At 73.4% G+C, this 21,925-nt stretch carries 14 protein-coding genes; 7 read left to right on the top strand and 7 right to left on the bottom strand.

Translation table 11 applies throughout. The annotated features are described in order from the left end of the window. Positions 1-219: 219 nt before the first annotated feature. Both BLV05_RS28630 and BLV05_RS28625 read right to left on the bottom strand, forming a co-directional pair. On the bottom strand, positions 220-1,461 hold the full coding sequence (locus BLV05_RS28630) for an allantoate amidohydrolase (RefSeq protein ID WP_152690911.1): 1,242 nt from the start codon (positions 1,459-1,461) through the stop codon (positions 220-222). Next, positions 1,458-2,696: a pyridoxal-phosphate-dependent aminotransferase family protein gene (locus tag BLV05_RS28625; RefSeq protein ID WP_046770752.1), complete on the bottom strand. Its 1,239-nt coding sequence runs from the start codon at positions 2,694-2,696 to the stop codon at positions 1,458-1,460. The genes BLV05_RS28630 and BLV05_RS28625 overlap by 4 nt, the downstream gene beginning before the upstream one ends. 164 nt (positions 2,697-2,860) lie before the next feature. Here BLV05_RS28625 and BLV05_RS28620 point away from each other — a divergent pair, with 164 nt between their 5' ends. Then, the gene (locus tag BLV05_RS28620; protein ID WP_160312780.1) at positions 2,861-4,042 is read left to right on the top strand and encodes an amidase; all 1,182 of its coding nucleotides are present in this window, start codon (positions 2,861-2,863) and stop codon (positions 4,040-4,042) included. On the opposite strand, the gene BLV05_RS28615 is transcribed toward BLV05_RS28620, so the two are convergent. Beyond that, on the bottom strand, positions 3,993-5,306 hold the full coding sequence (locus tag BLV05_RS28615) for a sensor histidine kinase (protein ID WP_046770753.1): 1,314 nt from the start codon (positions 5,304-5,306) through the stop codon (positions 3,993-3,995). The genes BLV05_RS28620 and BLV05_RS28615 overlap by 50 nt on opposite strands. Continuing rightward, entirely contained in the window at positions 5,303-5,941 is a 639-nt protein-coding gene (locus BLV05_RS28610) for a response regulator transcription factor (RefSeq protein WP_046770754.1), read from the bottom strand. The genes BLV05_RS28615 and BLV05_RS28610 overlap by 4 nt, the downstream gene beginning before the upstream one ends. A gap of 91 nt (positions 5,942-6,032) precedes the next feature. Here BLV05_RS28610 and BLV05_RS28605 point away from each other — a divergent pair, with 91 nt between their 5' ends. The 6 genes from BLV05_RS28605 to BLV05_RS28580 all read left to right on the top strand — a co-directional run bounded on the left by BLV05_RS28605 (position 6,033) and on the right by BLV05_RS28580 (position 11,540). Continuing rightward, positions 6,033-7,094 carry an extracellular solute-binding protein gene (locus BLV05_RS28605; protein ID WP_046770755.1) on the top strand — a complete coding sequence of 354 codons (1,062 nt, stop codon included), beginning with the start codon at positions 6,033-6,035 and terminating at the stop codon, positions 7,092-7,094. A 44-nt stretch (positions 7,095-7,138) separates the two neighbouring features. Beyond that, positions 7,139-8,617, top strand: coding sequence for an ABC transporter permease (locus BLV05_RS28600; RefSeq protein WP_197683374.1), 1,479 nt, complete (start codon positions 7,139-7,141; stop codon positions 8,615-8,617). Further along, entirely contained in the window at positions 8,614-9,633 is a 1,020-nt protein-coding gene (locus BLV05_RS28595; RefSeq protein WP_046770757.1) for an ABC transporter ATP-binding protein, read from the top strand. Before BLV05_RS28600 ends, BLV05_RS28595 begins: the two co-directional genes overlap by 4 nt. A gap of 103 nt (positions 9,634-9,736) precedes the next feature. Beyond that, complete coding sequence (locus BLV05_RS28590; RefSeq protein WP_046770758.1) at positions 9,737-10,324, top strand: GNAT family N-acetyltransferase; 588 nt, start codon at positions 9,737-9,739, stop codon at positions 10,322-10,324. 133 nt (positions 10,325-10,457) lie between these two features. Next, a complete protein-coding gene (locus BLV05_RS28585; RefSeq protein ID WP_052762798.1) occupies positions 10,458-10,880 on the top strand; it encodes a hypothetical protein in 423 nt (140 codons plus the stop codon). 81 nt (positions 10,881-10,961) lie between these two features. Further along, positions 10,962-11,540: a dienelactone hydrolase family protein gene (locus BLV05_RS28580; RefSeq protein WP_046770760.1), complete on the top strand. Its 579-nt coding sequence runs from the start codon at positions 10,962-10,964 to the stop codon at positions 11,538-11,540. A gap of 292 nt (positions 11,541-11,832) precedes the next feature. On the opposite strand, the gene BLV05_RS28575 is transcribed toward BLV05_RS28580, so the two are convergent. From BLV05_RS28575 to BLV05_RS28565, 3 genes are read right to left on the bottom strand one after another with little or no spacing between them, the layout of a single operon-like run. Further along, a complete protein-coding gene (locus BLV05_RS28575; protein WP_063932608.1) occupies positions 11,833-12,780 on the bottom strand; it encodes a helix-turn-helix domain-containing protein in 948 nt (315 codons plus the stop codon). A 50-nt stretch (positions 12,781-12,830) separates the two neighbouring features. Then, positions 12,831-17,132 carry a S8 family serine peptidase gene (locus BLV05_RS28570; protein ID WP_082155533.1) on the bottom strand — a complete coding sequence of 1,434 codons (4,302 nt, stop codon included), beginning with the start codon at positions 17,130-17,132 and terminating at the stop codon, positions 12,831-12,833. 52 nt (positions 17,133-17,184) lie between these two features. Next, the gene (locus BLV05_RS28565; protein WP_160312781.1) at positions 17,185-21,405 is read right to left on the bottom strand and encodes a S8 family serine peptidase; all 4,221 of its coding nucleotides are present in this window, start codon (positions 21,403-21,405) and stop codon (positions 17,185-17,187) included. Positions 21,406-21,925: the final 520 nt, after the last annotated feature.

The following is a 21,925-nucleotide window of genomic DNA, read 5'->3' as shown; positions in this document are numbered from 1 at the left end:
TCCGGCTGTCGACGACCCTCGTCGGCTACTCCGTGGCGAGTACGTGTCCAAGTCGCCCGGCGTGATCAAGGAACGGATGCGTTGGTGCAGGTCAGCGCCTACGACCGCTGAGTGAGCACGCCGCCCTCTCAAGGCTGTAGCGCGGGTTCGAATCCCGTCGGGGTTACCAGTGAAGCGCGGCGTCGATCTTGAGCAGCACCTCGAGGAGGTTGGCGGCGGTCACGGTGCCGTCACCACCGGGTCCTGGTGGGCCGCCACGGCCAGCACGGCCGCGGCGAGGGCCTCGATGCCGCGATCGACGTTGGTCGCGCGGACCTGTTCGTCCGGGTGGTGGCTGATGCCGTCGTGGCAGCGCACGAAGACCATCGCGATGTCGGTCACGAGCCCGATCGCCATGCCGTCGTGGCCGGCCGGGCTCCACAGTCCCATCGGCTCGTCTCCGGTCGCGGCGATCCCGGCGATCACGGCGTCGGTGAGCCAGCCGGCACACGGCATGGCCGAGGCGGTGTGGGTCTCGACCACCTCCAGCCGCAGGCCGCGTGCCACGCAGATCCCGTTCATCTCGGCGTGCAGCCGTTCCCACATCGCGTCGCGCTCGGCGTCGGTCCCGGCCCGCAGGTCCAGCGTCAGGTCCGCCCGGCCGGCGATGACGTTCACTGCGCCTGGCGAGACCTCGATGTTCCCGACGGTCGCGATGCAGTCCGAGGCTCGCCCCAGGCGCTCGACCGTCGTGACGATCTCGCTGGCGCCGGCCAGCGCGTCCTTGCGCCGGTCGTATGGTGTGCCGCCGGCATGCCGCGCTTCGCCGAGCACGCTCAGCGCGAAGCGGCGAGCGCCCGCGATGGCGGTGACATAGCCGAGCGAGGCGTCGGCGGCCTCCAGGGACGGCCCCTGCTCGATGTGTGCCTCCAGGTATCCCACCAGCTCGGACGGGTGGCGGGCCGCCTCGGCGACGCGCGCGGGCGCCAGCCCGAAGCGCTCGAACGCCTCGGCGAGGCTCACGCCGTCGTCGTCGGTCTGATCCCACCACTCGGGGCGCCAGCGGCCGGCCACCGGGTAGCTGCCGAGCAGCGCGGTGTCGAAACGCGTGCCCTCCTCGCCGCCGAAGGCCACGACCTCCAGGGCGAACGGCAGCCCTGCCGCGAGCGGCGCCAGGCGGTCGACGGCCTCCAGCGCCATGACGACGCCCAGCATGCCGTCGTAGCTGCCGGCGTCCGGCACGGTGTCGAGGTGAGAGCCCAGCAGCAGCGCCGGCAGTCCCGGCTCGCGGCCCTCCAGACGGCCGTACTGGTTGCCGGCGGCGTCCACCCAGGTGCGCATCCCGGACCGGCGCATCCAGCCGGCCACCAGCGCGCTGGCCTGCGCGTGCTCGGGTGTCAGGTGCGACCGCTCGAGCCGGTCCGGCGCGGCGGAGAAGGCGTCGAGCTCGGCGCAGCGCGCCAGCGCCCGGGCGGCGCTCACGACAGGCTCCCGGCGAAGGCGTCGTCGTAGACCTCGCGGGCGGCCCCGAATCCTCCGCCGGCGACGACCGCGACGCCGGCGACGCGGAGCACGGCCTCCAACGCGACCAGCGTGGTGAGCACGGCATCGGTGCGGGCGTTGTAGCCCATCGTCCCGATCCGCCAGACGACGCCGTGCAGGGGACCGAAGGAGGTGCCGATCTCGATGCCGAAGTCCGCCAGCATGGCACGGCGCACCGACTCGCCGTCGACGCCGTCGGGGATGCGGACGGCCACGACGTTGTTCATCCGGTGCTCGGCGTCGCCGAAGGTCTCCAGGCCCAGGCCGCCCACGCCCGCCAGCATCGCGGCGCCGTGCAGGCGGTGCCGGCCGATCGCCGCGTCGATGCCCTCGGCGACGACGAGACGGGCGCACTCGCGGGCGCCGTAGAGCATCGTCGTCGCCTCGGTGTGGTGGTTGAGGCCTCGCTTCCCCCAGTAGTCCATGATCATCGCCAGGTCGAAGTAGGCGGAGGCGATCCGCCGTCCCCTGGGGACGTCCTGGTCCGTCCGCAGCCCGAGCTCGACGTGACGACGTCCCTCGACCCGCCGGACCGCCGACCCGCTCAGGCTGATCGGCGCGCTTCCCGGCGGTCCGCCGAGGCACTTCTGCAGTCCCGCACTCGCCACGTCCACGCCCCAGTCGTCCATCTCGAAGGGGTTGCCGCCGAGCGAGGCCGTGACATCGGCGTAGAACAACGCGCCGTGGCGCGCGCAGATCTCACCGAGCGGCTGCAGCGGCTGGCACATGGTCGTGGACGTGTCGCCGTGCGCGACGGCCACCACGACGGGCTGGACACGGGCGACGACCTCCTCGATCCGCTCGGGCGGCACGATCTCGCCCCACGGCGCCTGCACCTGGTGGACCTCGGCGCCGACCCGCTCGGCGATCTCGACCAGCAGTTGCCCGAACCGGCCGAAGACCGGGACCACGACGCGGTCGCCGGGCTCGCACAGCGACACCAGCGCCGCCTCGATGGCCGCACGCGCCGTGCCGTCCACGAGGAAGGTCTGCTCGTTGCCGGTACGGAACACCGCGCGGAACAACTCCATCGTCTCGCCCATGTAAGCGGTCATCGCCGGGTCGAACTGACCGACCAGCTGCGCGGACATCGCCCGCAGCACCCGCGGGTCGGCGGAGATCGGTCCCGGCCCCATGAGCAGCCGAGCCGGCGGGGCGATCTGGTCGTAGGGCATCGGTTCCTTCCTCGTCGATGCGCACCGTCACGCCCCCTCAAAGTCCCGCCGTCGCATGACATCGCGCGGAACAGATGTTTCTGCAGCGTAAAAGCAGGAAACCTGTGTATCGGCGGGCGATGGCTGCGGCGGAGAGGACACGAGAGATGGATGGGCGGCCGAACGTGAATGACCCGGACCTGCTGCGACGGGCGGCCGAGCTCGGCGCCTTCGTGGTGGGGCCGGCGGTGCTCGCGGAAGGCGCGTCCGACGGGCCACTGGCCGGCGTCACGCTCGCCGTCAAGGACGTGATCGACGTCGCCGGCACGAAGACGTGTGCCGGCAACCCGGATCTCGGCGCCGCCCGCGAGGTGGCGGATCGTAGCGCCCGCGCGGTCGAGGCGCTGACCGGCGCCGGTGCCACGGTGATCGGCAAGACCGTCACCGACGAGCTGGCCTACTCGCTCGCGGGGACCAACGTCCACTACGGCACGCCGATCAACGTCGCCGCTCCGGGGCGGACTCCGGGAGGCTCGTCGTCCGGGTCGGCCGCAGCCGTCGCCGCCGGCCTGGCCGACCTCGCCCTGGGCACCGACACCGGGGGCTCCATCCGAGTCCCCGCCAGCTACTGCGGGATTCTCGGCTGGCGTCCGACGCACGGCCGGGTCGACCCGGCCGGGATCACGCATCTCGCCCGCTCCTTCGACACCGTCGGGCTCCTCGCCCGGGACGCTCGGGTGCTGACGGCGGCGGCACGGGCCCTGGCCGGGGACGATCCCTCATCGACGCCCGAGGTCACCGCCGCGGCCGTCGTGCCCGAGCTGATGCAGCTCGTCGAGGATCCCGTCCGGGAAGCGGTACTCCGCGGGGTGCCGGCTCCCGTCGAGCCGCTCGGGGTCGACCTGGAGGAGTGCGCATGGGCCTTTCGAACGCTGCAAGGACGTGAGGCCTGGCTCGAACACGGTGAGTGGATCCTCCGGGCCCGCCCGGTCCTGGGGCCCGCCGTCCGGGCCCGGTTCGAGGCGGCCGCCCGGGTGAGCGACGCCGACGTCGAGCGTGCGCAGGACATCAGGCTGGCGGCGGTCCAGCGCATCGCCGCGGCGACCAGGGACGGGCGCGTCCTGGTAGGCCCATCGGCCGCGGGTGCCGCTCCGCCGATCCATGCCGACCCGAGCCGACAAGACTCGACCCGGCAGACGAACCTCGCGCTCCATTGTCTCGCCGGACTCACCGGCGCACCCGTCGTCTCGCTGCCGCTGGCGCGCGTGGAGGACCTGCCGCTGGGGGTCGCGTTCCTGGCCGCTCCGGGGAGTGACCTCACCCTGTTGCGCTGGGCGGCCACGCTGCTCCCCGGACGGGAAGCCTGACGACGGCGCGTGTGCCGGCCGGGGACGACTCGAGGGCGAGGCTGCCGCCGTCGTCGACAAGTGCCTGCTCGACCATGGCCAGCCCGATGTGGCCGGCGGCGCGGGCCTGGGCCGGATCGAAGCCGGCGCCGTCGTCGGTGACCGTGGCGGTGAGGTCGGCGTCATCGGCGCGTACCCGGACGCCGAGATGGGTGGCGCCGCTGTGCCGGACGGCGTTGCGCAGCAGTTCGCGGACGGCCCGGAAGAGCAGGGTCGCGGTGTCGTCGTCGAGCGTGAGCCCCGGTGGGGCGTCGGTGCTGATCGGCAGCTGCTCGGAGCCGAGCTCCGCGGCGAGCCGGTGCATCAGCGCCGCGGCATCGGCCGGCAGCGGGCCGGCAGGGGTGAGTTCGGTGAGCATCGAGCGCAGGTGGCGGACGTTGGCGGCGATCAGCCCGCGGACTCGCTGCAAGGTCGGGCGGGCCGGCTCGTCCGCGGTCACGGTGTCGAGGAGCAGGCCGGCGCCGGCGAGGTCCTGGATGACCCCGTCGTGCAGCCGGCGGGCGAGGTCGCGGCGCTCCTGATCGGACGCGGCCAGGCCGTAGCGCAGCAGCTCCTGCCGGCGCTCGGCGTCGCGGTGCATGCGGCGGGCGAGCGCGACGGTCAGCGGCAGCGTGACCGCGGCGAGCAGGAGCAGCGCGCCGAGGACGAGGGGGACCAGCGAGCCGGCGACCTGGCGGACGGTTCCGCCGATGTCGACCGGCACGTAGAGCTCCAGCCGCATCGGCCGGTCCAGCGCGTCCTCGAACCCGATGAACACCTCGACCAGCTCGTCGGCGCGGCTGGTCTCGAAGCGGTGCTCGTCGTCGAGCGGCACGCGATACGTGACGGCCTCGCCCGCGTCCAGCCGCCGGGCCAGCTCGTGGTCGACGGGCCGGGTCTCGCCCTCGATGCGGCGCTCGTCGGACACGACGATGGTGGCGACCTCGCCGTCGAGCCGCCAGATCTTCACCCGGTCGACGAGCCCGGAGTCCAGGTACGGGTCGAGCGTGCGCATCACCCGGCGGCGGTGTTCGTCGTCGGCCGGCGCGTACTCGTAGCGGGCCAGCGCGACGATGACGGTCTCGGCGATCTCCGTCGACACCTGTTCGGCGCTCCGGTGCGCCTCGTCGTTGGCGTAGCGCCAGATGCCGAGCATCGTGACGCCGGAGACAAGCACCAGCGCGACCGCGGTCAGCGCGGCATGCCGCGCCAACGCCCGGCCGAGCCCGCGCGGGCGGTCGCTCATACCTGCTCGAGGTCGACCAGTCCGCGCCGGGCGGCGGTGACGACGGCCTCCAGCTGAGTGCGGGCCTGCAGTTTGGCCAGCACGGCCTTGATGTGGTCGCGGACGGTGTGGATGGACAGGCCGCACGTGCGGGCGATGTGCCGGGCGTCGTGGCCCTGCGCGAGCAGCCGGAGCACCTCGTGCTCGCGGGGCGTCAGCCCGCCGTGGCCGGGCGGCTCGGCGAGCGCGGCGACGACCGGCCGCTCGGGGGTGGCGTCGCGCACCGCGGCGACGATCTCGGCCAGCGGGCTCTCTTTCGCGAGGAATGCCGCCGCGCCGGCGGCGAGGGCGTCGGCGGCCAGGTCGGCCCGGGGGTACGCCGTCAGCATGACCACGCGGGCGGCCGGTCTCGTCTCGAGCAGCGGGCCGACGAGCCGCAGCCCGCTCTCGCCGGGCAGGTGGTGGTCGACGATCGCGACGTCGAACGGGGTGCGCTCGGCCAGTCGCAGCGCGTCGGTGACGCCGTGCGCGACCCCGGCGCAGCGGGTGCCGGGGCCGGCGTCGAGGGCGAGGCCGAGCGCCTCGGCGAAGACGGCGTGGTCGTCCACCACCAGCACGGAGAGGCAGTCGGGCGGCGCCGCGAGCTCGGGAGTCACCCCCGAATCTTAGGGATCCACCCCGCCGATCAGCAAGGTTAGCCTGACCTTACCGGCGGTCGCCGGCTCCCCACACACCTCGAGGAACCCCATGCGCTCTCTCCGTCCGGGCCTGCTCGCCGCGACCCTTGGTGGGCTGTTGCTCCTGTCCGCCTGCGGCGACGACAGCGAGCCGGCCGCCCAGCCGGGCGACGACGCCACCGAGGAGCCGGCCGGTGACGACGCGGCGGGCTCGGTCGTGGTCTACTCCGGCCGCGACGAGGAGCTCGTCGGCCCGCTCATCGAGCAGTTCGAGGAGGCGTCGGGGATCACCGTCGAGGTGCGCTACGCCGGCACCACGGAACTGGCCGCCCAGCTGCTGGAGGAGGGCGAGCGCACCCCAGCCGATGTGTTCCTCTCCCAGGACGCGGGCGCGCTCGGCGCGCTGGCCTCGGCCGGACGGCTGGCCACACTGCCCGACGAGGTGACGTCCGCCGTCGCCCCGGAGTACAGCTCGCGCGACGGGTCCTGGGTGGCGCTGACCGGCCGGGCCCGCGTCATCGCCTACGACAGCCAGACCTACACCGCCGACCAGGTTCCCGGTGATGTGCTGGCGCTGACGGATCCGCAGTGGCGCGGGCAGGTCGCCATCGCGCCGACCAACGCGTCGTTCCAGTCGTTCGTCACGGCGCTGCGGGTGACCGAGGGCGAGGACGTCGCGCGCGCCTGGCTCGAGGGGTTGATCGCCAACGAGGCGCAGATCCACCCGGGCAACGGCCAGATCCTGGAGGCCGTCAACGCCGGGACGGCCGGGCTCGGCCTGATCAACCACTACTACTGGGCCGGCTACGAGAGCGACCCGGCGGCGCTGCGGGTCCAGCTGAAGTTCGGCGATCCGGGCAGCGTGAGCGCCCTGGTCAACACGTCCGGGGTGGGCATCGTCAGCGAGGCGGCCGAGTCCGAGGCGGCGCATGAGTTCGTCGACTTCCTGCTGAGCGAGCAGGCACAGACCTACTTCGCCGAGGAGACCGCCGAGTACCCGCTGATCGACGGCATCGATGGTCCCGCGGGCGTGCCGGCCCTGGCCGACCTCGGCGCCCCTGACCTCGACCTCTCCGAGCTGGAGTCGCTGGAGGACACCGTCGCGCTGCTGACCGAGGTGGGACTGCTCTGAGCCGGCGCCGTCCGTCCGTTCCGCTGCTGGCGGCCGCCACCCTCGTGGCGGCCGCCGCCGCGATCCCACTGGGCTACCTGGTCGTCCGCGTCGCCGAGGCCGGCGCCGACCGCGCCTGGCAGGCGCTGTGGCGGGAGCGGACCTGGGACCTGGCGGTCAACTCCGCCGTCCTGGTCGGGCTGGTCTCGGCCGGTTGCCTGGTGCTCGGGGTGGCGCTGGCCTGGCTGCTGACCCGGGCCGAGCTGCCGGTGCCGCGGCTGTGGTGGGTGCTCGCGTCGCTGCCGCTGGCGATGCCGTCGTACGTGACGGCGTTCGCGTGGCTGGCCACCTGGCCCGGCCTGCACGGGCTGTGGCCGCTGACAGCCGTCATGGTGCTGTCGTGCCTGCCGTACGTGACGCTGCCCGCGATGGCGGCGTTCCGGCTGGCCGACCACGGGCCGGCCGACGCGGCCCGGACCCTCGGCCGGGGCGCCGCGGGCACCTTCCTGACGGTCACGCTGCCGCAGGTGCTGCCGGCGGCCCTGGCCGGAACGCTGCTGGCGGCGCTCTACACGCTGTCGGACTTCGGCGCCCCGTCGCTGTTCCGCTACGAGGCCTACACCTACGCGATCCACGCCGCCTACCAGGGCACCTTCGACCGCACCCTGGCCGCGGTGATGGCGCTGGTGCTGGCGGCGCTGGCGCTGATCGTGGTCGTCGCCGAGCGGGCCGTCCGTCGCCGGGCCGGCCGGGGCGGGGTGGCCGCGGTCCGGACGGCGGCGCCGGCGCCGCCGCTGCACCTCGGGCGGGCGGGAACCGCGGTCGCGCTGCTCGGCCTGGCCGCGCTGGCGGCGATCTCACTGGTGTTCCCGCTGACGGCGCTGGCCCGACGGCTCGTGCGCGCCGCGCGGGTGGAGGTCGACTGGGCCGAGCTGGGCGAGAGCGCCTTCGCCACCGTCGCCCTCAGCGGCGCAGGCGCGCTGCTCACCGTCGCGCTGGCGATGCCGATCGCCTACCTGGCTGCCCGGCACCGCGGCCGGTCGGTGGCGGCGCTGGAAGGGGTCTCCTACCTCGGCCACGCGCTGCCCGGGATCGTGGTCGGGTTGTCGCTGGTCTTCTTCTCCCTGCGAGTGGTCCCCGGCCTCTACCAGAGCGCCGCCGTGCTGTGCTTCGCCTACGCGGTGCTGTTCCTGCCCAAGGCGATCGGGGCGACCCGCGCCGCCGTCGAGCGCACGCCGCCCGCCGCCGAGGAGGTGGCCCGCACGCTGGGCCGCTCCGCGCTGAGCACCTGGTCGGCGGTCACGATGCGGCACGCCGCGCCCGGCGTCGCCGCGGCCGCGCTGCTGGTGGCGGTCACGGCGATGAAGGAACTGCCGGCGACGCTGCTGCTGCGGCCCACCGGCGTCGACACGCTGGCCACCGAGCTGTGGCAGCGGACCGCCGCCGGGGCATACGGTGCGGCGACCCCGGCGGCGCTGGCCCTGGTGCTGGTGGCGGCCGTGCCGGCGTGGCTGCTGGCCGGCCGGTTGGGGGCGCGGCCATGACGCTGGAGCTGGACCGGCTGGTGGCCGGGTACCGCAACGGGCCGGTGCTGCACGACGTGTCGCTGACCGTCGCCGATCGAGAGCTGCTCACCGTCCTCGGCACCAGCGGCAGCGGCAAGACCACGCTGCTGCGCACCGTCGCCGGACTGCACCGCCCGGACTCGGGCCGGATCACCCTGAACGGCCGCGACGTCACCCGCGAGCGGCCGGAACGGCGGCGCATCGGGCTCGTGCCCCAGGAGGGCGCGCTGTTCGGCCACCTCACCGTCGCGCAGAATGTCGGGTTCGGGCTGCGCGGCACCTCGTGGCCGGTCCGGTCGCGGCCCGGCAGAGTCCGGGAGCTGCTGGAGCTGACCGGGCTCGAGGACCTGCCCGACCGCATGCCGCACGAGCTGTCCGGCGGGCAGCGCCAGCGCGTGGCGCTCGCCCGCGCGCTGGCGCCCGAGCCCGAGGTGGTGCTGCTCGACGAGCCGTTCGCCGCCCTCGACTCCTCCCTCCGGGCCGGGTTACGCGCCCAGGTGCGCGCGGCCTTGCGCGAGAGCGGCGCCACTGCCGTCCTCATCACGCACGACCAGGACGAGGCCCTGTCGATCAGCGACCGGGTGGCGGTGCTGTCCGAGGGCCGGGTCGTCCAGGCCGGCACACCACGCGAGCTCTATCGACGGCCGCGCACGCTCTGGCTGGCCGGCTTCGTCGGCGACGCACTGATCCTGCCCGGACGAACGGACGGGCGCAGCATCGTGACCGTTCTCGGCCGGCTCGAGCACGACCCGGCGGCGGCGGGCGACGCGACCGCCGTCGTGCGGCCGGAGCAGCTGACCATCGGCGCGGCCGCCGCGGCCGGTGTGACCGCCACCGTCGAAGCCGTCGAGTACTTCGGCCACGACCAGCTGATCCACCTGCGGCTCGCCGACGGCACGCCCGCCCTGGCACGCACCACCGGTGACGCCGTCGCGACGGTGGGCGCGCGAGTCGGCGTCCGGGTGACCGGGCCGGTGCACGTCATCGACGACTGAACCGACCACACCCGTGCGGCGAGAACGCCGCCGACCGCGCCGGCCGCCCGCGGTGGCCGTCGTCGAGCCCCACCTGCGGTGAAGCCGGTGGTACGTTCACGGCATGGGCAGCGGCGAGCATCGCGTGGTGGTCGGAGGTTCGTCGATCCAGACCCCTCGACTCCTGCTGCGTCCGTGGTCGCCGGCCGACGCCGAGGCCGCTCTGGCGATATTCGGGTCGGATGAGGTCGCGAAGTGGCTCGCTCCGGCCATGTCACGCGTGCCGGACCACGCGGCGATGCGAGCACGGATCGAAGGCTGGCTCGCCGAGGCCGCCGACCTCGAGCCGCCGCAGGGTCGATGGGCGGTCGGACTACGGGACAGTGACGCCGTCGTCGGCGCCGTGACGCTCCTGGCGATGCCGCCGCATGGTGTCGATCTCGAGATCGGGTGGCAGCTGGCCCCAGCCGCCTGGGGCCGCGGTCTGGCCGCGGAGGCCGGGCACGCCGTGGCTCATCACGCCTTCGCCTCAGGTGTGGACGAGTTGTTCGCTGTGGTCCGTCCGCGCAACAAGCGTGGCGTCGCGACCGCGCGGCGGGTCGGCATGGAGTGGGTCGGCGAGACCGACAAGTACTACGACCTGCATCTTCAGGTCTACCGCCTGCGGAAGGGCGAACTCGACGTGCCTGGTCCGACGTCGCCCGCAGGCTGAGGGTGGTGAGTGTCCGCCTGCCGTATCCACGATGCGCGAGCGAGAAACTGGCCGAGATCGAGGCGAGGAGACATCTACGGTGCGAGTCGCTGTCTGTGGCCATCGTCGATTGGACGGGCCGACCGCGGACGGGGTGGACCAGGCGCTTCGAGAGCACCTCGCCACAGTCGACCGGCTCGTCGGCATCTCCTGCTTGACCGACGGCGCCGAGCAGATCTTCGCCAATGCCGTTCTCGAAGCCGGCGGTCAGCTCCTCGTGGTGGTTCCTGCGGACGGGCATCGCGAGAACCTGCCCCCATCCGCCAGGCAGGATTACGACGCCCTTGTGCGGCGGGCATTCGACGTGGTGAGCCTTCGGTTCGGTGAGCCCACCGCCGAGGCATATCGTGCTGCCGCACGCCACATGCTCGAACGGGCCGATCAACTCGTCGCGGTCTGGGACAGGCGGTCCGCGGATACGGCAGGCGGACCCGTCGACGTCATTCGTGAAGCGATCCGGCGCAGGATCCCGGTGAAGGTCATCTGGCCATCCCGGCCCGCAGTGCCCTCACGATGAGATTCGGCATCACGGATGCGACGGTGTCGTGGTTGGATCGTGTCACCGGGGGTCCGGAGCCCGGCGGACGGGAGGTCGATCATGGCCGAAGTGTTGCTGTTCCACCACGCTCAGGGCCTCACCCCAGGGATCGCCGGCTTCGCCGCGGACCTGCGAGCCGCCGGGCACACCGTGCACACGCCTGACCTCTTCGACGGCCGGACCTTCGGGACGATCGAGGAGGGGATGGCTCATGCCGAGGCGATCGGGTTTCCCGACGCGGTCATCGAGCGCGGCGTAGCGGCGGCCGAGGAACTGCCCACCGACCTGGTGTATGCGGGTTTCTCCCTCGGGGTGCTGCCGGCGCAGCTGCTGGCGCAGACCCGCGCCGGGGCACGGGGTGCGCTGCTGTTCTACTCCTGTGTGCCGGTGTCGGCGTTCGGTCCGCGGTGGCCCGACGGCGTGCGGGTGCAGGTGCACGGCATGGACGCCGACCCGATCTTCGTCGGCGAGGGTGACGTCGACGCCGCCCGGGCGCTCGTCGAGGAAGCCGACGACGCCGAGCTGTTCCTGTATCCGGGTGACCAGCACTACTTCGCCGACAGCTCGCTCGCGTCCTACGACGCGGAGGCGACCGCCCTGCTGACCCGGCGGGTGCTGGACTTCCTCGACCACGGGTGACCATCGCCTTGATCATCGGCGTTCCGTGACCATCTCCGGATCGACGCCGAGACCGATGCCGACCTGTTCTGGGCGCTGCGAGGGGCGGCGGCGACTTCGCGATCCAGGCCGCCTACCTGGGCGATGCGAGCGCGGGGCGCGGTGACTGCCCGGTGTGGGGCACCTAGCCATGATCGAGGACCCGGGCCTCGTGCTCGAGCACCTCCTCCCGCACCTTCGCGCCGCGGACGCCGCGCCCGCCTCCGTGTAGCGCCGGCCTCCATCAGTGGTGAGGCCATGGTGACGCCAGGTGTCAGAGCCAGCCTCGGCGCTCGGATTCGCGTCCGGCCTGGAAGCGGCTGGTGGCGCCGAGGCGGTCCATGATGCCTGAGATCCGACGCCGGGCGGTACGGATGCTGACGCCCAGCTGGCGCGCCACTGCCGCGTCCTTGACGCCCATGGCCAGCAGCGTGAGCAGATCGGCGTCCTCAGGCGGGATGGGCGCGGTGTCGTGTGGCCGGTCGAGGACCGGAGCGGACGACCACAGCGTTTCGAAGAGTGCGAGAAGCGCGTCCAGCAGTCCGGACTCGTGCACCAGTGCGACCGACTCGGACACTTCCTCCCGGGTCAGTGGCACGACCGCGGTGTGCTGGTCGAAGATCGTCAGCTTGAGCGGAACCTTGGGCAGCACGCGGGCCTGCTCGCCGTGTGCCGCGAGGGTGCGGACGTTGGCCAGCCGCAGCGGGTCCTGCAAGGCCGTGGAGTCATAGACGACCCGGATGGTCACGCCGCGTTCGAGGAACGGCAGTTCGCCTTCGACCTCGCCCGACGGGTCGTAGGCGTAGGGCGGGCGGTCGAAGATGAGGAACTCGTTCGCCGTCGCGGCGAGCGCGGCCGTTCTGTGCCGGATCTCCTCGCTCCCGACGATGACCTCCACGGCCTGGTGGTGGGCGTCGCCGAACGCGGCGAGCCGGTGCTCGGCGGCCAGGGCGGGCAGATGGGTGGTGACGTCCTCCAGCTGTTCGTGCCGCTGGCGCAGGAGCACCGGGATGGCGATCTCGGGGTCGGCCGCGGTGGGCGGCTGGCCAGGTGCGCCCGGCTGGAGGAGGCCCAGGGCTCGCAGGTGCTGGATCGCCTTCTCGACGCGGTGCCGGCTGAGCTCGAGCGTGCGTGCGAGCTCGGCGATCGAACCCGGCCGGCGCCGTAGCACGCTGCGGTAGACGCTCTCGTCGACGTCGGACAGACCGAGACCATGCAGCACCGTCGCAGCGTAGCGGCGTCCTATGACGCCGTGGTGACGCTCCCCGGCGGCTACCTGGCCGAACACTGCCCGCCGCCCCGGCCTCCCGCCTCGTTGGGATCACCGAGGTCGATGGGAGCGGGTGTGTTGTCCGTGCACGTCAGCGGTCCGTGCACGTCATTGCCTGAGACGGCCGCGGGCAGGAGAGGGGCGTTGTCGTCGACGGTGAGCGGTCCGGTGCGGCTGCTCACGATCGACAGAGCCTGTGTGACGCCGGTCGCCGTGACCGGCCCGGAAACAGACGCGTCCGTCAGGGCGAGGACCGCGGGACCGGCGGCCGTGACCGGTCCGGTGATCGACGCTCTCGTGGCGAGGAGACCGGCGCCGGCCTCGACGGTGACGCCGCCGGTGACCCGGGCGCCGTCGCCGAGGCAGGTGGTCCCGGAGGATACGGTCAGGAGGCCACGGTGTTGGCCGGTCAGCGTGCGGTCGCAGGCGACAGCCAGGAGCTCTGAGCTCGCGGCGCCGACCCGCAGCTCATGCGTGCCCGCTGCGATCTCGGGCAGGTCCCACCCGACGGTGGTGCTCTCGCCGGGGCCGAGTGCGACGTCGGTGGTCACGGCGACGACGCCGTCGAGCACCAGGGTGGCTGCGTACGAGCCGGTGCCCACGCCCACGTTGGTGACCTCGGCGACGGTGTGCAGGGGATCGCCGGCCGCGACGACCGGCGGGACGGCGCGCACGTCGTGGCTGACGAACACGGGCGTGCGGGCGTTGCCGGCCGCGTCGTAGGCGAGGGTCGCGAAGTCCGACGGCGCGACGAGCGGGTCGTCGCCGATGCCCAGGTCGCTGCCTCCGGTGACGAACACGCGCTCGCCGTCCGGGCTGACCGTGACCGCGGCCGCGTCGTCGTCATCGCCGGCGGGTCCGTCGTAGCGCGCGGCCCAGCGTTGCGTGCCGTCGGCCGGCTCGTAGGCGACGGTGGCGAAGTCGTCCCCGCTGCCGTCGCCGGCGCTCGTCCCGGTGACGACCACCTGCGAGCCGTCGCGGCTCACGGCAACGGCTGCGGCGGCGTCGGCGCCCTCGGCGTCGCCCGAGTACCTGGCGACCCAGGACGTCGCTCCGGTGGCGGCGGCGTACCGGACGGTCGCGTAGTCGGCGGTGGCGCCGGTCGAGCCCGCGGAGCTCTGTCCGGTGACGTACACACCGCTGCCGTCGGGGCTCACGGCGAGCGCGGTCGCTCTGTCGAGCGAGCCGCCCGGCCCGTCGTAGGCCGCGGTCCAGAGCCTCGCGCCGTCGCTCGTGTCGTAGGCGACGGTCGCGTAGTCGGGCAGGCCCCGGTCCCCGGCCGTGGTGCCGGTGACGAAGAGCCGGTCGCCGTCCGGGCTCACGGCGAGGGCGCCGGCATCGTCGCTTCCACCGGCCGGCCCGTCGTAGCGTGCCGCCCAGAGTTGCTCGCCGGTGCGCACGGCGTAGGCGACGGTCGCGTGGTCCCAGCCCGAGCCGGCGCCGGGGCTGTGACCGGTGACGAAGACGGCGTCGCCACGTGGGCTCACCGCCAGGTCGTTCGCCGAGTCGAAGCCGACGGCCGGGCCGTCATAGAGCGCGACCCAGCGCTGGAACCCCGATACGGCGTCGTACGCCACCGTCCCGTAGTCGGTGTGCGAGGTGGTGCCGGTGCGCAGTTGCACCTGACCGGTGACGAGCACGGTTCCGCCGTCCGGGCTCACCTCCACCGCCCGGGCGTTGTCGAAGTTGTCGCCGGGTCCGTTGTAGCGGGCGAGCCACAGCTCGTCGCCCGTGGACGCGTCGTACGCGAGCGTCGCGTAGTCGCCGCCGGACGGTCCCACGCCCTGGCCCACGCTCAGACCGGTGACGTACACGCGGGCGCCGTCCGGGCTCAGCGCGATGTCGTTGACGCCGTCCTGGCCGCGCGCCGGGCCGTCGTAGCGGGCCTGCCACAGTGTGCGGCCGGTCGCGGTGTCGTAGGCGACGGTCAGGTAGTCGACCTGGCTGCCCTCGCCGGAGCTCGTGCCCGCGACGTACAGCCGGCGGCCGTCGGGGCTGACCACTGTGGCGCTTGCGCTGTCCTGCCCGGCGGCCACCGGGCCGTGCTCGCGGGCGACCCACAGCCCGGGGCACTCGCCACCGCAGGCCAGGGTGAAGTCCACGGTGCTCGCGCTCCCGGCCGTGGTGGTCACGTCGACGGGCGCGGGTTCGACGAACAGCTCGGGTTTCGCGACCACCCGGTGCGTCCCGCGCGGGACGTCCTTGATCGTGTAGCGGCCGTCGGAGTCCGTGACGGCGGAGCGCGGACCGTCGGCGAGCTCGACGGTGACGCCGGGAACGCCGGTTCCGCTCGCGGCGTACGAGACGACGCCGGTGATGGTGCTCGTGGGCAGTGGCGACAGGGCAAGGTCCCGTGAGGTGACCTGGCCGTCCGTGACGCTCGCACCGGCGCCGGCGAGATCGGCGTAGCCGAACCTGCGGGCGGTGAGCGTGTAGGTGCCGGGGGAGAGATACAGCCGGTAGCTGCCGTCGCCGGCGGTCGTGGTGCTGACGCCGGTGTCGCCGGCGGTGCCCTGTGCGGTGACGGCGGTGTGCGACGCCGGCTTGCCGGTCACGGCGTCGATCACGCGTCCGGCCACGCCGCTCAGTGCGATGTCGGCGGACCGGACCGTGTCAGTCACCGTGAGGGCGTCGACGGTGGCGACGAGCCGGCCCTCCCAGGCTGCTTCGAGCGAATACGTTCCCGGAGGGAGGCGCAGGTCGAAGCGGCCGTCCGTCGTCGTTCGCTGGGAGACCCCGAGGCCGGGCACGCTGACGACGACGTCTGGGACCGGCGCCAGGCTCGCGGCGTCGACGACGGTGCCGGCCACGCCGGTGTGGAGCGCGACGTGGGCCACGGCCCGGCGGGCGTCGACCCGGCCCTGGCCGTACCGGGTGTTGGGCCGCGCGAGGCCGTAGCGGTCGTCGAAGGACGATGTGTCACGTAGTGCGTCGGTGATCTGCCCGACGGTCAGGGTCGGATCGGCGGACAGCATCAGCGCGGCCACGCCGGCCACATGCGGGGCCGCCATGGACGTGCCGTTGTTGCGCGCGTAGACGATGCCGCCGAAGGCGTTGGAACTGGACGAGTAGACGTCGACGCCGGGCGCGGACACGTCGGGCACGACCCAGGACTGCGGCCAGTCGGCCGGCGGCTGCTGGAACTCCGCCGTCGTCACGGTGGCGCCGCTGGAGAACGCGGCCACGTCGTCGGCGACGTCCGTGGCGCCGACGGTGAGCGCCTCCGGGATGTCACCGGGGCCGCCGTGGCAGCCCTCGCCGCAGTTGCCGGCGGCGGCGACCGGCAGTACCCCGGCGGCGACCATGTTCCTGAGTGGCTGGACCATGGCGTCGATGACGCCGCCGGTGGAGGGGCTGAACGACATGTTGACCACGCGCGCGGGCTCGCCGGCCGGGTTGCCGGCGTGGTCATAGGGATCCACTGCCCATTGCATGCCGGCGATGATCTGCGGCGTGGTGCCCGAGCCACTGGGCAGCACGCGGCCGCTCATGAGCCGAGCGCCCGGCGCGACGCCGATGTGAGTGCCGCTCGCGTCGCCGCCCAGCACCGTCCCGGAGACGTGGGTGCCGTGCCCGTTGGTGTCGGCCGGGAGAGTGTGCCGGGGGACGCCGTTCGTGTCCCATTCCATCCAGCCGCCGGGGAAGTACGGGTCGCCGGGAACGTCGGTCGCGAGGCGCGTGGACAGGTCAGGGTGCCTGGCGTTGACACCGGTGTCGAGGACGGCGACGCGCACGCCGGACCCGGTGACGCCGAACTCGTCCCAGACGTCGTCGGCGCCGATGTGGCCGAGACCCCAGGTGACGTCCTCGGCGTCGGCAGGCGCCTGGTCCGGCTCCGGCTCCGGGACGGTCATCTCCTGGACGGCCAGGACGCGGGCGACCGCGGGCTCGTTGCTGAGCGCGGCGAGCACGTCGGCGGTGGACCGGATGAGGATGAGGTTGCCGATCCAGAAGGTGTTCAGGACCTCGGCGCCGCGGTCCTCGATCTCATCGATGACGGCGGGCTGGCTCGTCGCGGCGACCTCCTTGAGCGCGGCGACCACCGCATCGTGGTCGTTCTCGATCACGGCGAGGTCGGGGGCGGCGCGCAGCGAGAGCAGGTAGTCGAGCTCCTCACCCGGCGCGGCATCGGCGACCTCCGCGCGCAGCGCGGGATCGACCACGGCCGCGCGCAGCGTCGGCGCCTGGCCGCTCGCGGTCGCCGCCGGGACGAGCCCCGGTGCGAGCACCACGAGTGCGCCGAGGAGGCCGGCCCCCGCCCGCACTCGGGTGGATCGGCGGGCACGGCGTGGACGACTGCGCATGGCTGACCTCACTGGTGAGTGGACGGACCTGCCCGGGCGTCATCGCCTGTGGTCAGTTCGGAAGCGTGATGCGGTGCACACTGCCGCCCAATGTCCCGGCGTAGAGGTGCTGCCGGCCGTGGTCCAGGGCCAGGCTGGTCACGTTCGAGTTGGCCAGGCCGGCGCTCATCGACGCCCACGAGGTGCCGTCGTCGTCGCTGCTGAGCACGCCGCGGCCCGACTCCAGGACACCGAACTCGTCGTAGAACGAGCCCGCCGACGCGAACACCCGCCCGCCGGGGCCGGGCTCGTACAGCAGGTCGGTGATCCACATGTCCAGACCGGGCGTGACCGCCGGCACGAGGGTCGCACCGCCGTCGGTGCTGGTGTACAGAGTGCGGCCGCCGACGGTCAGGTGCCCGGGCTCGTCCGGGTCGGCGGCGATGGCCGTCACCGGGAGGTCGGCCAGCTGCTCGAACGTCACGCCGCCGTCGTCGGATCGGTACAGGCCCTCGTGATCGCCGGCCCAGATGCGGTCCGGGTCGGCCGGGTCGCCGGCCAGCGATTGGAACACCCGGCCCTGGTCCAGCTTGCGCCAGGTTTCGCCGCCGTCCTCGCTGACCACAAGACCGGCACCGGTCAGGCTGGAGTAGCCCGCATAGATGCGATCCGGGTCGGCTGGATGCACCAGAAGTGAGTGGGGGAACTCCGACGGCTGGGAGACACGCTCCCACGTGGCCCCGCCGTCGGAGCTGCGCTGGATGCTGAACGTCAGCACCGGGTCCTTGCTGACCTTGTAGACGACTGACGGGTCCGTCGACGACACCGCCACGTGCTCTGCCGCCACGCCGACGAGGCCCTCGCCACCGGACTCCCACTCCAGGTCGGCCGGGCGGATCGAGCTGCGGCCGGTCAGCGGCGTGCGGAAGGTGTCGCGGTAGGTCCCGGCCACCAACACCGGCCCGGTCCGGTCCTGCGCGATCGCCAGGTCGTACACCTGCGTGGCCGGGATGCCGACCCGCTCGAACTCCCCCGGCGCGCCGGCTCGGTAGATTCCGGCGCCCGACGACGCCACGTACAGGTCGCCCGTGGAACCGGGCCAGCTGCCGATGTCGAACTCGACCGACGGCGGCATGGGGTCGCCCCACTGCGCCCAGACGGCGCCGCGGTCGCGACCCACCCAGGTACCCCTGCCACTGATGCCATAGAGCGTGTCGCCGACCAGGTCCAGCGCCTGGAAGCTGCTGCCGGTGGACTGCAACACCAGCTGGAACGTGGCACCGCCGTCGTGCGAGGCGTAGATCCAGGCGCTCGGGTAGGCGGTGACGAAGATGCTCTCGGTGTCGCCGGTGACGCGGCCGGCCCAGCCCAGCACGCCCGGCCGGTACAGGACCTTCGCCCCCGACGGCGCCGGTCCGAGAGCGTCACGGATGACGACCAGGCCGCTGTTCGTGGCGGCGTACACGTCCGGGCCGATCCAGTCCAGGTCGCGGGGGTTCGCTCCGACGCTGGGCAGCTCGGCCCAGGTGGCGCCGTCGTCGCGGGTGATGCGCACCATGCCGCCGCCGCTGACGACCAGGGCTCGGCCGGTGGCGTCCAGCGCCAGCTCGTCGATGTGGGTGTCCCAGCCGGGCAGCACCCGCCACGACCTGCCGCCGTCGGTGGTGTGCACGATCCTGCCCTCGTAACTCGGGTCGGACCCGCCGCCGTTCATCGCGACGTACATGGCACCGCTGCCGCGCGGGTCGACCTCGACGTCCGCGGCTGTGCCGCCCGACATCGGCATGGTGCGCAGCTCGCGCCAGCTGCGCATCCGGTCCTCGGTGACGAAGATGCTCGGTGAGCCGGTCGGGACGACGGCGGTGCGCAGCCGGTCGCGGCTGGAGCCGAACGCCAGCCAGCCCGCCTCGGCGTTCGGCCCGACCTGCTGCCAGGTGGAGGCGCCGGTGTGGCCCTTGACCGGTGCGGCGACCTCGAACGCCGCGGCGCCGGTGAGGCCGGCCGCTGCGTACTCGGCGATCGCCGTACCGGTGACGGTGGTGTCGCACCGGCCGGCGTCGGCGACCGTCATGGTGGCGCGCCAGGAGTCGGTGCCATAGGGCGCCAGCTCCGGCCGCTGCGGCTCCAGCCCGGGGCAGGCGACCTCCAGCACAGGCGGGCCGGCGAGCGGAGCCGGGCTGTTCACATACAGGGAGGTCTGCGCGCCCACCGGCACCGGGTCGGGGGTGACGTGGACGGTCAGGTGCCGCGCCGAGAGCAGGAACGGCACGCGGGCGTGGCCGTCGATCTCCACCCAGCCGGTGACGTCGGTGTCGGCGGTGATCTGGTCGGTGGTCAGCCGGACGGTGACGGTGGCCGTGTCGCCGGGCGCGAGGGTGAGTTCCGCGGGTTCGACGGTGACGGTGCCGGCCCCGTCCGCGACGTTCGCGGTCAGGCCGAGCGGCCTGGTTTCCCCGCCGAGGTTCTCGAGGGTCAGCTGGGCCGTCTCGGTGACCTGCTGCTGCGCAGCCGCGCCCAGGTCGGCCAGCCCGAACGACAGCGTCGTGGGAGTCGCCAGGACATCGGCGTCGACAGCACGGGAGACGTCCAGGCGACCGGCGCCCTGCGCGAGCGGGCCGTCGTCACCGAGCAGCGGCCGGGCCGTGCCGGCCAGCGCGGCGCCGACCTGCGCCGGTGTCCAGTCCGGGTGCCGCTGGTGCAGCAGCGCGGCCGCGCCGGCCACGTGCGGGGCGGCCATGCTGGTGCCGCTCGAACGGCCGTACTGCCGGCCGGGCAGCGTGGACAGGATCTCGACCCCCGGCGCGACGAGGTCCGGCTTGGCGGTGAAGCGGGCTGTCGGCCCGCGGGAGCTGAAGTCGGCCAGCAGGTCGGTCCCCTCGCTGCCGGTGATCTCCACCTCGACCTGCGCGTTCAGATGCGACTGCAGCGCAGCGGCGCTGGCACCGGGGATGCGCAGCGCCACCAGCGATGCGACCCTGCCGTCGTCGGCCATCCCGGTGGTGAACTCGTCACGGGGCGCAGCGTCGGTGACCGCGCCGCTGGGCAGCGGGTCTGCCGTGGCCGGTTGCGGGCGCCAGAAGTCGGGGGTGTAGATGAGCGCCGCGGCCGCGCCACGTGCCTCGGCCTCGGCGGCCAGCCCGAACGCGTCGCCGTCGTCGATCACCAGGACCGCCTTGCCGGTGACGTCGACGCCCTCGTAGTCCTCCGACCGGCCCGCGCCGACGTCCACCACGGCTGTCCGCAGCGGTGCGGCGGGCGGGGGCGCCGAAGCTTCCGCACGCACGGCCCGCAGGTCCTGCTCGTCCGGTCCGACCATTCGGGCTCGCGGGACCCAAACCCCGCTGGTGCTGGCGCCGACGGCCAGGGCACCGTCGGCGGCGCCCGGTGACTGCACCGAGTGCGCGCCCGGCCCGGCGTTTCCGGCCGAGACGGTCACGACGACGCCGGCCTCGACGGCGCTGCGGACGGCCATCGAGAGCGGGTCGGTGCCGTCACCGGGGCCGCTGAGACTGAGGTTGACGACGTCGGCACGATGCGGGTTGTCCGGCGCGACGGCCGCATCCAAGCCGGCGATGATGTCCGACAGCTGGCCGTTGCCGCCACTGTTCATCACCTTGTACGCGGTCAGCGTCGCACCCGGCGCCACCCCCTGGACGGCGCCGTCGGCGGCCACGATGCCTGCGACATGGGTGCCATGGCCGTTGTCGTCCATCGGGTCGGCGTCGTCGTTCACCAGGTCGTAGCCGGCCACGACCTTGTGGTCAGGCCCGAACCCGCCACCCAGGTCCGGATGCGAGTAGTCGATGCCGCTGTCCAGGATCGCGACCGTGGTGCCGGTTCCCGTGACAGCGCGGCCGTCAGGCCCGGTCGTGTCCCACACCCGCGGTGCGCCGACCAACGGCACGCTGTCCTCGAGCGCCAGTGCGTAGGACGTGTCCGGGTGCACGGCGCGGACGCCGTCCAGGCCGGCCAACGCCTGGACCTGGTCCGCCGGCACATCCACCACGAGGCCGCTGTATGCCGCGGTGAGCCGGTGCACGACGGTGACGTCCAGACCGGTGTCGCCGGCCTGGCCGAGCAGGGCGTCCTGGGTCCGCCGCAGCGTGACGCCGCGCTCGCGAGCGCGATCCCAGGACGCGTCAGCCCGGACCGCGGCGAGAGCGGGCGGAGCCGTCAGCTCCACGATCACCCTGGCGCTGCCGGTGATCTGCTCAGGTGCCGCGGTGATCGGAACCGCCAGCGCCGCGACCAGCACAACAGCCGCTGCCAGGCTCGTTCGGGTACGCCGACTCATGAGTGCTCCCGCGGTGGTGAACATCGATCGCCCATGACAGGCTGGGGCGGCGCCCAAGAGACTATGGCGTGCAACGACCAGTGGCGTGACTGGAGCATGTCAATGACACGAAGTGGTCATCGTGGACCGGCTGCTGCCCGAGTGCACGTCAGAGCATGTGGGCCCGCCGGCACGCGCGGACGTCAGAAGGGTCCGGCGAGTCGCGTGACGTCGCCGGTGTGGCTGTCGCGTCGAAGCTACGGGCGGTCGTCCGGGCGCCTTCACCCGGCGGTCGCGCGCGCAGCGGAGGTGCTGGAGCGATCCCGGGAGCGCCCCTGGACCCTCGCCGAGCTGGCAGACATCGCCGCGGTCGAGCTATCTCCGACACGTTGAGGAGTCGGGCCTGGCCAAGCACGGGGCCTGTGGGCGCGGGAAGATCGCCGAGCCGGCGCCGTTGGCGGCGGGCCCGGATCCCGTCGGGGCTACCAACGAAGCGCCCCTCACCTGCAGAAACGCAGCTGAGGGGCGCTTTCGTCTGTCC

The organism is Jiangella alkaliphila (assembly GCF_900105925.1).
GTDB lineage: Bacteria > Actinomycetota > Actinomycetes > Jiangellales > Jiangellaceae > Jiangella > Jiangella alkaliphila.
This window is presented reverse-complemented; position numbering and strand designations above follow the sequence as displayed.